Source organism: Raoultibacter timonensis (genome assembly GCF_900240215.1).
GTDB lineage: Bacteria > Actinomycetota > Coriobacteriia > Coriobacteriales > Eggerthellaceae > Raoultibacter > Raoultibacter timonensis.
The window spans coordinates 992,661-1,004,986 of record NZ_LT964681.1 but is presented as its reverse complement, the minus strand read 5'-3'; the positions used below and the strand labels follow the sequence as shown (position 1 = coordinate 1,004,986).

At 50.4% G+C, this 12,326-nt stretch carries 14 protein-coding genes; 3 read left to right on the top strand and 11 right to left on the bottom strand.

Going from position 1 to position 12,326, the window contains the following annotated elements:
- On the bottom strand, nt 1-1,377 hold a 1,377-nt coding region (locus C1722_RS16270; RefSeq protein ID WP_280522957.1), incomplete at its 3' end, for an exonuclease domain-containing protein.
- A 113-nt stretch (nt 1,378-1,490) separates the two neighbouring features.
- Here C1722_RS16270 and C1722_RS16265 point away from each other — a divergent pair.
- Nucleotides 1,491-2,135 carry a hypothetical protein gene (locus tag C1722_RS16265; protein WP_102380358.1) on the top strand — a complete coding sequence of 215 codons (645 nt, stop codon included), beginning with the start codon at nt 1,491-1,493 and terminating at the stop codon, nt 2,133-2,135.
- A 182-nt stretch (nt 2,136-2,317) separates the two neighbouring features.
- Here the strand turns inward: C1722_RS16265 and C1722_RS16260 are convergent, their stop codons facing one another.
- A complete protein-coding gene (locus C1722_RS16260; protein WP_102380460.1) occupies nt 2,318-3,259 on the bottom strand; it encodes a D-alanine--D-alanine ligase family protein in 942 nt (313 codons plus the stop codon).
- Nucleotides 3,260-3,507: 248 nt separating this feature from the next.
- On the opposite strand from C1722_RS16260, the gene rlmN reads away from it, so the two are divergent.
- Entirely contained in the window at nt 3,508-4,542 is a 1,035-nt protein-coding gene (gene rlmN / locus C1722_RS16255; protein ID WP_102380357.1) for a dual-specificity RNA methyltransferase RlmN, read from the top strand.
- Between the two features lie 68 nt (nt 4,543-4,610).
- Here rlmN and C1722_RS16250 read toward each other — a convergent pair whose 3' ends face one another.
- Entirely contained in the window at nt 4,611-5,747 is a 1,137-nt protein-coding gene (locus C1722_RS16250; RefSeq protein ID WP_244902619.1) for a ParB/RepB/Spo0J family partition protein, read from the bottom strand.
- The gene (locus tag C1722_RS16245; protein ID WP_425226277.1) at nt 5,740-6,729 is read right to left on the bottom strand and encodes a ParA family protein; all 990 of its coding nucleotides are present in this window, start codon (nt 6,727-6,729) and stop codon (nt 5,740-5,742) included. Before C1722_RS16245 ends, C1722_RS16250 begins: the two co-directional genes overlap by 8 nt.
- A gap of 181 nt (nt 6,730-6,910) precedes the next feature.
- Between C1722_RS16245 and C1722_RS16240 the strand changes: the two genes are divergently transcribed.
- Entirely contained in the window at nt 6,911-7,396 is a 486-nt protein-coding gene (locus tag C1722_RS16240) for an endonuclease domain-containing protein (RefSeq protein WP_342352775.1), read from the top strand.
- 68 nt (nt 7,397-7,464) lie between these two features.
- On the opposite strand, the gene rsmG is transcribed toward C1722_RS16240, so the two are convergent.
- The 7 genes from rsmG to dnaA all read right to left on the bottom strand — a co-directional run.
- Complete coding sequence (gene rsmG / locus C1722_RS16235) at nt 7,465-8,172, bottom strand: 16S rRNA (guanine(527)-N(7))-methyltransferase RsmG (RefSeq protein WP_102380355.1); 708 nt, start codon at nt 8,170-8,172, stop codon at nt 7,465-7,467.
- A 124-nt stretch (nt 8,173-8,296) separates the two neighbouring features.
- On the bottom strand, nt 8,297-8,875 hold the full coding sequence (locus C1722_RS16230) for a Jag family protein (protein WP_102380354.1): 579 nt from the start codon (nt 8,873-8,875) through the stop codon (nt 8,297-8,299).
- Between the two features lie 69 nt (nt 8,876-8,944).
- The gene (locus tag C1722_RS16225) at nt 8,945-9,733 is read right to left on the bottom strand and encodes a YidC/Oxa1 family membrane protein insertase (RefSeq protein ID WP_102380353.1); all 789 of its coding nucleotides are present in this window, start codon (nt 9,731-9,733) and stop codon (nt 8,945-8,947) included.
- 48 nt (nt 9,734-9,781) lie between these two features.
- Entirely contained in the window at nt 9,782-10,024 is a 243-nt protein-coding gene (yidD, locus tag C1722_RS16220; protein ID WP_180995324.1) for a membrane protein insertion efficiency factor YidD, read from the bottom strand.
- A gap of 9 nt (nt 10,025-10,033) precedes the next feature.
- Nucleotides 10,034-10,375 carry a ribonuclease P protein component gene (gene rnpA / locus C1722_RS16215; protein ID WP_244387433.1) on the bottom strand — a complete coding sequence of 114 codons (342 nt, stop codon included), beginning with the start codon at nt 10,373-10,375 and terminating at the stop codon, nt 10,034-10,036.
- A 12-nt stretch (nt 10,376-10,387) separates the two neighbouring features.
- Nucleotides 10,388-10,522 (bottom strand): 50S ribosomal protein L34, encoded by a 135-nt coding sequence (rpmH, locus tag C1722_RS16210; protein ID WP_102380352.1) that lies wholly within the window; start codon nt 10,520-10,522, stop codon nt 10,388-10,390.
- Between the two features lie 524 nt (nt 10,523-11,046).
- Nucleotides 11,047-12,326, bottom strand: a 1,280-nt coding sequence (dnaA, locus tag C1722_RS16205; protein WP_102380351.1) for a chromosomal replication initiator protein DnaA, incomplete at its 5' end; no start/stop codon positions are given.

Here is a 12,326-nt window from a genome sequence, read left to right as displayed (position 1 = left end):
AGGTGTCGCTTTGCCTCGTTCGCCGTCAGCCTCATCAGCACCCGGCTTGGTGCATGCAGGCGCTATGCCATCGTCCTGGATGACGCTCGGCAAAGCAACTTCGCCCTCGCTTTGCACGGTCGCCTGTTTTTTGAGTGCCTCGTTCAGAAGGGGCAATTCCTTGTACATCAACTGATCGAGCAGGGCATTGGTTTTCGTTGCCACCCCGATCGCGATGTTGTTCTTCTTCGCCGTCAGGGCCGCAGGTAGCAGATACGCCATCGATTTGCCGACGCCGGTGCCTGCCTCGACGGCAAGGTTGGTCGATGATGCAAACGCTTGACGCACCGATTCGGCCATGATGACCTGTTCTTCCCTCGTCTCGAAATCAGGGTAAAGCGATCCGACGAGCCCATCCGACGAAAACGCTTCATCGACCTCTTCAGCAGAGGGGAACACAAGCGCTTTCCCCGGATCCGACGCGATCGAATCGGCATCGGTTTTAGCCTTGCGCTCGATCGACCTCACGCGAGCCTGGCGCATCGCCCTCAACGAGAACGGTATCTTCTCGGCATCTCCCGTTTGCCCACCGCACGATGTTTGCCCACCGCGCGATTCCGTTTCAGATGAACCCTCGTCATCGTGAGCGGAGTTGCCGGCTGCCGGCGAATTCGTGGCGGCGGCGTCGGCGAAATGAGCGAACACCTTGACGGTCGGCCACTCTTCAACCGTTGCCATGCCGGCAATCTCGTTGACGAGAGGGCGCGGCATCGCATCGATCGCCGCAAGCAGTATGCGGTACACCGCGCAGAGCGCCTCGACGTCGGCATCGGCGCGATGCGTCGAAATCGGCGCATCGAATGTGCGCACAAGATCGATGAGCCGATGGGATTTGAGCCGCGGCAAAGCGATGCGGGCAAGGTCGAGCGAATCGATCCACGTGTTTTCCGCAAGCGGCGTGCCGTACATGTTCTTGGTCGTAAAGTTGCGGTCGAATTCGGCGTTATGGGCGACGATATCCGAATCTCCCACGAATTCGACCAAATCGGCAAGTGCCTGCGCCGGGGTGGGAGCATCGGCAACGTCTTCATCGTGTATATCGGTAAGCCTCGCCACGTCTTCGGGAATGGGCTTGCCGGGATTCACGAAGGTCACGAACCATTCGACTATCTCGCCGTGCTTCATGCGCGCAGCGGCAATCTGGGTCAATTCGTCATGGTTGATCGAAAAACCCGTCGTCTCGGTATCGAGCACGACAACATCTCGATCAAGATCGCCGTAGTCGGCGGTGCGGGCTACCGCGGCAAGGTTGGCATACCGTGCGCAAACGTCTCGGGGCGTTCCCTCGACGATATGATTTTGTATAGTATCTGTCTGCAGTGCTGTTTCTTTTTCCATAGAATGAAGCCTATCATCTATCATGATGTCGCACAAACCGAAAGATCGGGTCGCGAAATAATCGCACAAACCGATCAGCCGCATCACGAGGAACTATTGCGAGGAGAACCACCATGGCCGACATCCCCTACTTTGGAACGTACGCGCGCTTCGATACCGCATCGAAGAAGGATGCCGCCGTGCTCCTCGGCGCCGACAATCTCGTTGGCGATGTCTTCGACATCGAATTCGTTACTGAAGACGGAGTACGGACCGCATGGATGAAGAACCGCTTCGGCGCTATGGTCGGTTTTTTCGAGCCGGGAACATCGCGCGATTTGAGTCTGTGCGAAGCGCGCGGATTCAGAATGCAGGCGCTGCTCTCTTTCATTGCGTACAGCGAATCGCCTGAACCAGGCGAGTATTGGGGCGAAGCGGCGATCATTTGCTACGACCCGAAAGATGCCGAAGCGTTCGAATGTTTCACGGGAAACATTGCCGCGCGCATGATGGACGGCATCAGACCCGAAGTGGATCTCGGCGAGCAGGGATATGCCAAGGTTGTCGAAAGCAAAGGAACCTGGAAGCCGACGAAAACCGTCTCTTTGCCCTCGAAGCAGGCTGGCGTAGCGATTCTCAAGACACGGCGCAGCGTTTCCGAAAAGATGATCGAACAGGGTCGCAAGGGAAACAAGGGTTGCTACATCCTCAGCTGGGTCTTTCTTCTCGCCCTTATCGCCGGCATCATATTCGGTCTTCGCTCCTGCGGCGTTTTTTAGTCTCCCAACCGCTCGGCCGCTCGAGAGCTCGAGCGCTTGACCGCTCTATCACCACTTCGCGCCCCTTCCGCGCATTTCGGAATATGACATTATGAATTATGCGGAAGCAAAGAAGAAAAATGCCTCCGTATACGCGGAGGCATCGGCGATTAGATTGTGTCTGTGGCTTATCTTATCTTTGCCTAGCGAAGCGCAAGCTCGACAAGCTTCGTGCATAGCTCGGAAAATTCCATTCCCGCAGCGCGCCCCGCATCGGGAAGCAAAGATGTTCCCGTCATACCGGGAATGGTGTTCGTTTCGAGGATCCAAAACGCACCGTTGCCGTCCTTGATGAAATCGCTGCGCGAAACGCCACGGCAACCGAGCACCTTATGGGCTTCTACAGCCATGCGCTGCACTTCATCGGTCTCGGCGATCGACAACGGCGCGGGGCACAGATGCTGCGACCCCCCGGGCGCGTACTTCGATTCAAAATCATAAAACTCGTTCGAAGGAACGATCTGAATGACCGGCAGCGCTTCGGGATTCTCGTTTCCGATAACCGCCACGGTAAATTCATCCCCTGAAACATACGTTTCAACGAGCACTTCGCTATCTATCTCGAATGCTTTGCCTATCGCCTCTTCAATATCAGGAACGCCCTCGACGATAAAAACACCCAGTGCGCTGCCTTCGGTTGCCGGTTTCACGACGCAACGAACGCCGACGGTCTTTACGATCTCCTCGATATTTCGCTCGTCTGCCTTGCGCAGCGTGATCGATCTGGGAGTCCGAATTCCCGAATGCTCGTAAAACACCTTCGCCTTGGTCTTGTCCATCGCAAGAGCGCTGCTCCATACGTTCGAACCGATATAGGGAAGGTCGATAATCTCAAGCAACCCCTGCATGGTGCCGTCTTCACCGTATTTGCCATGAAGGCAGATGAAAGCAACGTCGAAATCGCCGTCGATCAGCTTTTTGAGATCCTCCTTTTTCGCAGGATCGATAACCGTTACAGGAAAACCAGCCTCTTCAAGTGCGGTTTTGGCGCCCATACCCGATGCAAGCGATATTTCCCGTTCTCCGCTCTTACCTCCCGCAAGCAAAGCAATCTTGCATGTTTGAGGTGTGAAGGTATCTGACATGAACCCCTGCTCCATTCGCTTTATCGCCCGGCAGCGTCGATTGCTTCGAGTTTTCGCGCGCCGATTCTTCTTTCTTTTTTCCGTTCGCGGCGCGAGGGCGGGATCGGCCTTTGGCTGCGACGGATGAAGTATAGCAAATCCCCTATTTCACGCTATCGATTGACCAGTTAAAACATAATGCAATCGGCTCCCCGAACACATTTTCTCATCCCATATTCCGAAATCGCACAAACAACTATAATGGGCAAATGAAACACGACATCAAATCATTAACGCGCGCCGAGATTGCCGAGCTCGTCAAAGAGCTCGGACAACCCTCGTTTCGCGCCAAGCAACTAACTCAATGGCTTTACGGACACCACGCGCGTTCGTACGACGATATGACTAATCTGCCAGCTGAACTACGGCAGCAGCTCGCCGAAGATCATCCCCTCATATCCGGCTCAATGATCAATCGCCAGGTATCGAGCGATGGAACCCGTAAATACGTTATCGAATTCCCTGATGGAGCGCGCGTCGAGACGGTTGCCATGCCGAGCCGTTCAACCGACGGCAACTCTAAACTTTCGATTTGCTTTTCCACGCAAGCGGGATGCCCGATGGAGTGCTCTTTCTGCGCGACAGGGAAAGGGGGGTTCACCCGCAACCTCACAATCGGCGAAATCATCGACCAAATAGTCATCGCCCAAACCGATATGGAGCTGCGCGCCAGCAGCTTGGTTGCAATGGGCCAAGGGGAACCTTTCCTCAATTACGACAACACCCTCGAAGCGCTGCATATCGTCAATTCGAAAGAATCGCTGAATATCGGAGCACGTCATATCACCATTTCAACCTGCGGAATAGTCAAAGGTATCCAGAGGCTCTCGAACGAACCGGAACAATTCACCCTTGCGATCTCGCTCCATTCAGCGCAACAATACGTAAGAAACCAGCTCATGCCCGCAATGGCCAATACGCCGCTTCCCGAACTTAAACGAGCGCTGACAGAGTACAGGAACAAGACGAACCGGCGGATAACGTTCGAATACATCATGATCAAAGGCGTGAACGACACCGACGACGCCCTCAAGCACCTGTCCAAGTACTGCGAAGGCATGCTTTGCCATGTCAACCTCATTCCCATCAATCGAATCCCTAGCAGCCCGTATCAGCCGTCCGATAGCGTCACTATGAGGAAATGGGTCGATGCACTGGCTAAACGGGGCGTAGAAACGACCATAAGGGCTTCTCGCGGGTCCGATATCGCTGGCGCGTGCGGTCAACTAAAGAATTCCCTATAGCTGAAAACAACGAAAAAAGTGACGACGCTGATGGCCGTCACTTTTTTCGTTGAATCGTATATTTCCTATTACTCTGCTTGATCCCTCTTGTAAGCAGTCATTGTTTCGAACAAACGTTCTAGTTCTTCTTCGTCCTTGAATTCAATTTCTATTTTGTTCTTCCCTTGGACGGTTTTCACGCGCACATTGGTATTGAACGATTCGCGGAGCGCCCGCGCAACAGATTTGAACATCTTAGGAGTGGGGATTCTCGCCGTATTCTCCCCTTTTTCCTTCTTACCCGCGAAAAGACGAGCCAGTGTTTCGGCTTCGCGAACCGAGATCTTTTCCTGAACCATCTTCTCCGTCAGTTTCTGTCTTCCCTCCTTAGAGGGAATCGACAAGATCGCACGGGCATGACCGGCCGATATCTTCTCTTCAAACAAAAGCTGCTGCGCATCTTCGGGAAGCTCGAGCAGGCGCAACGAATTGGCGATCGTCGAACGGCCCTTAGAAACCGCTTGCGCGACTTCGGATTGCGTCATGTTTTGACGTTCCATCAACCTACGATACCCGTACGCTTCCTCAATCGGGTTCAGATCGGATCGCTGAATGTTTTCGATCAACGCGAGTTCGAGTGCTTTATCGTCATCAGCTTCTTTGATGCGAATCGGCACCGTTTTCAACCCAAGAGACCTGCAAGCTTGCCAGCGACGTTCCCCGGCGATGATCTGATATTTGCCGTTTGCCATAGAGCGTACCAGTATCGGTTGGAGCAACCCGTCTTTCTCGATAGAGGATGCAAGCTCCTCTATTTCCTCCTGCTTGAAGTTCGTGCGCGGCTGATCGGGATTCGGTTCGATAGAGGTGAGCTCCACCTCGTCTACCCTTTTATCCTTCACCTCGCGCGCAACGACGCTCTTTATCGTAACGTGGTCTTCCTCTTCCAGATACGGCTGCGACTTCTCGGGAGCAGCCGTGTCCTGGACTTTCTCAGCCACAGGTTCAGATTCTTTAACTATCTGTCTTTCGGATAGAGGTTGTTTTGCAGGCGTCGGCTTCTGTGCTGGTTTTTGCGTAGGAGCCGGCGTGGGGAGTTCCTCGTCAACCGTGACCATCGTTCTCTGTTTCGACGGTACGGCTTCTGCGGGGATTGCTTCTTCCATACTTCCACTCAAAAGAGAATTCAGGCCGCGACCAAGACCGCTCTTATTCTGTTTAGCCACGGAGTATCACTTCCTTTGCAAGATCAATATACGATTGGGCGCCTTTGCCGGTCGGATCGTACTGGGTGATCGGCAGACCATAGCTCGGAGCCTCAGATAGCTTTACCGTACGGGGAATAAGAGTCTCAAACACTGTTTTCCCGAAATACGAACGCACCTCATCGACAACTTGACGGGAAAGCGTTGTTCTTCCATCGTACATAGTAAGAAGGACTCCATAAATATCAAGGCTCGGATTAAGGAGACCTTTGACACGTTTCATTGAATCAAGGAGTTTTGTCACACCTTCAAGGGCATAGAACTCGCATTGAATCGGAATAAGAAGCTTATCTGCAGCTACAAGAGCATTGACGGTAAGAAGGCCGAGAGATGGGGGGCAATCAATGAAGATGAAATCATACTTTCCCCTCAATGAGCCGACGGCATCCTTGAGTCTATTTTCCCGGGCCATCTCCGAAACCAACTCCACTTCGGCTCCAGCTAAGTTAATGGTTGCTGGAATAACATCAAGACCCTCGCATATATCGGGAATTATTACGTCTTCGACAGGCGTCTGGTTGAGAAGGACGTCATAGACGCAATGCTCAACCTGGCTTTTCTCTATACCGAGACCGCTCGATGAATTTCCTTGCGGATCCAAATCGATCAGAAGTACCTGTTTTCCCATTTCACCAAGCGCGGCCGAAAGGTTGATGGCAGTTGTGGATTTACCCACTCCCCCTTTTTGGTTAATGATGGCAAGTACTTTAGTTTGACCTATCACGTGTTTCACAGGGTCTTTCTCTTTATAAGATTTCAGATGTTTCGGAGCGACCTCTTCGATTGTTTCACGTGAAACATCGCGTTCTACCACTTCAACATCTTCAATATCGATTTCTGCAACCTCGTTATCAGAGGAAATTTCGGATGATATATCCATATCATCCGACGCGATAGTCTCTGCTGCCTTTTTTTCACGTTTCAGACCATCAAATAAGCCCACAGCTCCCCCTTTCATGGATAATCTGCATCAGTATAGCGCAAATGGGAACATATGGGACGGTTATGAGACCTTTACCTATGTTTCACGTGAAACAATCATGCATCGTATTTATATCAAAAGGTGTTTCACGTGAAACATTGCCCCACTTGCCTCTTTAACAATCCAATACCGATTCACGGTTATGTGTGATTTACCTCCTGTATACGTAAGGTTTAAAAGACAATCTGGAAAGGCTTATCTGATAACATCTTCTGGGGTGATACAAATGGGTCTTCCAAGAAAAAATGCTTTAGCTTCATTCGCCTATCAGCTTCGATGCAATGCCACACCGGCAGAAAGAAAACTGTGGTACCGATTCCTTTGCTCGTATTCAGTCCCTTTCAGACAGCAGAAAGTTATCGGCCCGTACATCGTAGACTTTTTCTGCAACAAAGTACGTATGAGTATCGAACTCGACGGGTCTCAACATTATGAGGAAAAAGGGAGAATCAAAGATACCTATAGAACAAGATACTTAGAGCTGCTTGAAATCAAAGAATTGAGATTCTCAAATTATGAAATATCAAATGATTTTGAAGCCGTATGCGAAACCATACATCTCGAGGTTACAAAAAGGAGAAACGATATCATCAATATTCCCATAGCTAAACTCAAAAACAAACACTGAGGATGTTTCACGTGAAACATCCTCAGTAAATCACATATAGCCAACAGCATTGTTTCACGTGAAACAAACTACAAAGGTCTCTTTTGCGCCATCCCCACCCGTCGAGGCAATTTAATACTTGGATATCCCTTTTTTTCAAAAACAAGAATACGACGAGGGGTCACTCCATCACTGAGCGTGAATGATCTATCGCTCACAAGACGCATCGCTAATAAACCTTTGAGTTCTTCTACGTGGTCAATCTCCTCGTCTTCGACGTTTGCCTTATAGCATATTAGTTGACCCCCTTGGACAAGAAGAGGGCTCGACAATTCCAATAATGATGAAAGAGAACTCAATGCACGGGCAGTCAATACCGAAAAACTCGCTTTCTTCTCAGTAGCTAGATCTTCGATTCTTCCACCATACGTGCTCATCTGCTTGCTTAATCCCATTTCACGTACAATATCTTCAAGAATAGAGACTTTCTTTTTTACCGAATCCACAAGCAGAACGGTTCGTCCTGTTGCGATAGAGAGCGGAACGCCAGGAAAGCCGCCACCGGTGCCTAAATCTCCGTATAGTCCTTCTGGCGCTTTATTGAACTCTTTTAATCCAGAAAGAGAATCCTCAAGGTGAAGCATTCTTCCTGATTCCAGGGTTTCTATTCTCGTTAGGTTAGTTGTTTTGTTCGCTTCAATGACATGCAACAAATACGATTCTATCAAATTCATTCGGTCGACGCTTATCCCTAACGCTTGAGCGGTTTTTTCTGCCCAAGTGGTATCTTCGATCATCTCAACTCCTGATATATCATATTTCGACTATAGAAAGCATGGTTTCATAGTTCAAGGCAAAAGAAAAGGGTGTTTCACGTGAAACACCTCACATGAAACACCCTTGTTCAGTAAAAAACAACCGCTACTGGGGAACAACCACTACATGCCTCGCACTACCCTCACCTTCGGACGCCGTTTCTACGCGATCGTCGTCTCTAAGGGTGATATGCACGATACGGCGCTCATACGGTGTCATGGGACGCAACTTGATACTGCGGTTCTGACCGGCTGCACGGTTCGCCGCCGAACGCGCGATAGACTCGAGTTTCTGGCGCTGTCTACTCTTATATCCCTCGACATCAACGACAACAGGATATCTGAAACCCATTTTTCGCACGGTTACCGCTGAAACAAGGAACTGCAACGAATCGAGGGTTTTACCATGACGCCCTATCAACACAGCAAGATCGTCGCCGGTGATATCGAGAATTAGCTCTCCCTCATCACCTTCGTACTCATCGATAGTCACTTCACCTACATTGAAATACTTCAGAATGTCCTGGAGAATGGAGATAGCAGTATCAGCTACCTCATCAAGCTCCTCGTCGCTCAGTTCAGGGACTCCGCTCTCGTCGGATCCGTTCACTTCCTCGACGGACTCCTCTTCTATCCCTTCGACATCTTCCTCAAACTCGACTTCGTTGTTCGTCTCTTCCGACATATCTATGCTCCTTAGTCGATACAAGCACGTTTATACAGCCAACATCCAGCGGGATGCGGTCTTCAGAGTTTATTTGCCCTTTTTAGTCGGACGGGGTTTCTTTACTTTCCGAGTCACATCCACTTCGATCGGCTTCACTTCAATGCTCTCCTCGGCTTCAGCATCCTTCTTTCGCATGATGGCCATCGAAATCTGCTGCTGGGCAACGCCGATAAGAGAAGAGGTACCCCAGAACAAGAGAACGCCGGCAGGGGAGTTCCAGCTGATCCAGAGCATAAAGATGCTCATTACGCCGCTCATGATGAGCATCTGCTTCTTCTGAGCTCCCTCGTTGTTGCGCTGCTGAAGAACCATGGGCAAAAACGTAGCGCCCGCGAAGATGATCATGAGAATGACGTAAGGGATAAACGCTCCGATACCTTCAGCGAATGCCTGGGACGGCGTAGTGATCAGGCTGGGCACCAGATTGTAAAACTCGTAGGTAGAACCATGGGTGCGGGTTCCCATTTCCTGCAGCACTTGGAACAAGGCGATAAAGATAGGCATTTGCAGCAGCATCGGCAAGCAACCGGCGATGGGGTTGAACTTGGCTTCAGCGTAAAGTTTCTGCATCTCCTCTTGCTGCCGCACCGGATCGTCAGCGAACTTACGCTGGATCTCTTGCATAAGAGGTTGCACCTTCTGCATTTGGAAGGACGATTTCGTCTGCTTATGCATCAACGGGGATATGATAATACGGAATATGACCGTGACGATGATGATAGCCATACCCCAGTCACCGCCGCCCGCTTCACCCCCAAGCAGGTTATAGAAGAACTCTACAATCCAAAACATTCCATCTTTAATTGCATCCCACATACTCAGCATTCCTTCCTATATACCAAAGAGGCCTCTGAACAGGCATGTTTACGGCACGGGATCGTAACCGTGAGGGCCTCCCGGACGACAGCGTAATATTCTCTTAGCAGTGAGCTTAAAACCTTTGATAAACCCGTATCGGCGAAAAGCGATTATTCCATATTGAGAACAAGTTGGTTCGAAACGGCAGCATGAGGGGAAGAGGGGAGAGATGGCGGCTTGATAGAATGTAATAAGGAAAACCGCGGCAGTGCACGGTATTTTCTTTATAAATGGTGCTATCTTATCCATCTCACAGCCTTATTGAGAGGTCTGAAAACCGGTACCGCCAAGGATCTTCTCGCATGCATCAAGAACTTTACTATAACTAGCCTGGGTAGTTTGACGGCGTGCGAGAAATATCACGTCGCAGTTGGGCCATGGCCCCCCAAGATCGCGGCATAACGCACGCATACGGCGTTTCGCCCTGTTTCTCCAAACCGCATTCCCGAGCTTTTTACCTGCAACAAAAGCAACACGACCCATCTGGCCGTGTTGCTTTTCGTGTTGTAACACAATAAATGTAACAAAAGGAGTATTTAAACGCCTTCCGTGCGTAAAAACATACGAGACTTCGGTGCTGGACTTAATGGTTTCCAACACGAATACCTATCTTTACACGCAGATGCGTTTACGTCCTTTTGCGCGGCGAGCAGACAATACGGCACGACCACCTTTTGTCGACATACGTGCACGGAAACCGTGGCACTTCGCACGCTTACGAGTGTTAGGCTGATAAGTGCGCTTCATTTCACAATCCCTTCATGGTTCAAGAGTAACTTCCAAAGTATATACCGACGAGAGCTAAAGTCAAGGAGTTTACGCAGGTAATTCTGCATAGAACATTTCGCTTGCGTTATCGGGTGGCATGAAGATGCGAAGGCAGCCTCTATGTTGTACATCTCCATGGTTGAGGCTCTACATCTAGATTTTCGATTTGCACATTCCTTTATTTTTCTCGGTTCTTCTAAATATCTAAATGTTTTGAATAGTTGTAATAATAAGGACAGTGGAATTGTTGATAAATACCGAAACACCTGTTCAATGGAATGAAATCTTTAGATACCCATTGTTGAGAAGCGGTATCTGACATCAACAATTTTTATCGCTTTGATTATCATTCCCAATTGATCAAGGGGTTTTTAACTACTTTTGAGTCATTGCCGAGCCACAAACTGAGCGGCGCCGATCACTCCGACCGGGTTTGATCTCCAACCTGACGAAACGAGCAGACCCTCGTATGGGAATCCGAGCGCTGGCTGCTGGGTTTGAGACTAGATTTCCCGGATCAGCTGTTTGAGGGCCTCGAGCTCTTCGCGCAGCTCCCTGCTTTCCTTCATCTTCTCTTCGACGTTGGTGACCGAGTACATTACCGTGCTGTGGTCGCGGTTGAATTGCTTGCCGATGTCGTTGAAAGGCAGGTCGAGCATCTGTCTGCATAAGTATATACCTATTTGACGTGCATAGATGATGTTGCGCGTCCTTTTTTTGCCGATGAGTTCGGCGTGACTTATCTTGTAGAAGTTCTCTACTTCCTTCTGAATGTCGGCGATCGTGAGCCTTTTCGAAGGACCGCCTGAAAAATGACTCTCAAGCAGATGGCGCACATCGTCGAGACTCAGATCCGGCTGATTGAAGAAGGTCATCTGGTATATGACCTTGGTGACGGCGCTTTTCAACTCGCGGATGTTCGAGCTCGAGCTTTCGGCGATGTAGAGCTGTATGTCGTCGGGGATGCTCAGTTCGTGAATTCCCTCGTTTAACTTGTATTCTTCGACGAAACTTTTTACTATTCCAAGTTTTGTTTCTATCTCAGGAGGTTGGATGTCGAAGGTGCCCCCCGAGTTGAAGCGGCTTTTGTAGCGTTCATCGATATCGATGTTCTTCGGTGCTCGGTCGGCTGAAAGAACGACCTGCTTTCCTTGGCTTGTCAGCTTGTTGAATATCTGGAACACGATATCGAGCGTTTGTTTCTTGCCCTGCAGGTACTGAACGTCGTCGATAAGCAGTACATCGGCATCTTCGTAGCGGGTTTTGAAGTTCTTGTAGCTCGATTTTTCCTTGTCATGCGCCGCCGACGCCTCCATGTAGTCGCTCAATAGCTCAGCTGAATCTACATAGATGGTAGTGAGGTGGGGCAGCGTTTCGATGATGTAGTTCTGTATGGCTCTCATCAGGTGGGTTTTCCCCAAACCGCTCTTCCCGTAGATGAAAAGGGGGTTGAGATGGGCTTTACCTGGCATTTCGGCAACGGCTACAGCCATTGAGTAGGCCATTCGGTTCGAATCCCCGATGACGAAGTTCTCGAAAGTGAGGCTCGAAGTGGGTTTTCCCATCTCGTCCACATCCGCGCTCGTGGCATACGGGCTTCGATCGTCACGGATGGGGTCAGGGTACACCTGGTTGGATGACGAACCGAACGGCTCGACTTCCGGTACGGCCGAGACCGACGATGCAACCGTATTGGCGGAAAGGGGTTGGGCTGCAGGCGGGGTGATCTGCGCCGTGGCAGCGGCTGCGGCAGCGGCGTTGGCTGCTAGCTGCGGTGCAGCGG

What these genes read in the sequence shown, in the direction of transcription:
- rlmN (WP_102380357.1), top strand. Translation starts at nt 3,508, where the DNA reads ATGAAACACGACATCAAATCATTAACGCGCGCCGAGATTGCCGAGCTC.
- C1722_RS16230 (WP_102380354.1), bottom strand. Translation starts at nt 8,875, where the DNA reads ATGTCGGAAGAGACGAACAACGAAGTCGAGTTTGAGGAAGATGTCGAA.
- C1722_RS16265 (WP_102380358.1), top strand. Translation starts at nt 1,491, where the DNA reads ATGGCCGACATCCCCTACTTTGGAACGTACGCGCGCTTCGATACCGCA.
- rsmG (WP_102380355.1), bottom strand. Translation starts at nt 8,172, where the DNA reads ATGATCGAAGATACCACTTGGGCAGAAAAAACCGCTCAAGCGTTAGGG.
- rpmH (WP_102380352.1), bottom strand. Translation starts at nt 10,522, where the DNA reads ATGAAGCGCACTTATCAGCCTAACACTCGTAAGCGTGCGAAGTGCCAC.
- C1722_RS16260 (WP_102380460.1), bottom strand. Translation starts at nt 3,259, where the DNA reads ATGTCAGATACCTTCACACCTCAAACATGCAAGATTGCTTTGCTTGCG.
- C1722_RS16240 (WP_342352775.1), top strand. Translation starts at nt 6,911, where the DNA reads ATGTGTGATTTACCTCCTGTATACGTAAGGTTTAAAAGACAATCTGGA.
- C1722_RS16225 (WP_102380353.1), bottom strand. Translation starts at nt 9,733, where the DNA reads ATGTGGGATGCAATTAAAGATGGAATGTTTTGGATTGTAGAGTTCTTC.
- yidD (WP_180995324.1), bottom strand. Translation starts at nt 10,024, where the DNA reads ATGGATAAGATAGCACCATTTATAAAGAAAATACCGTGCACTGCCGCG.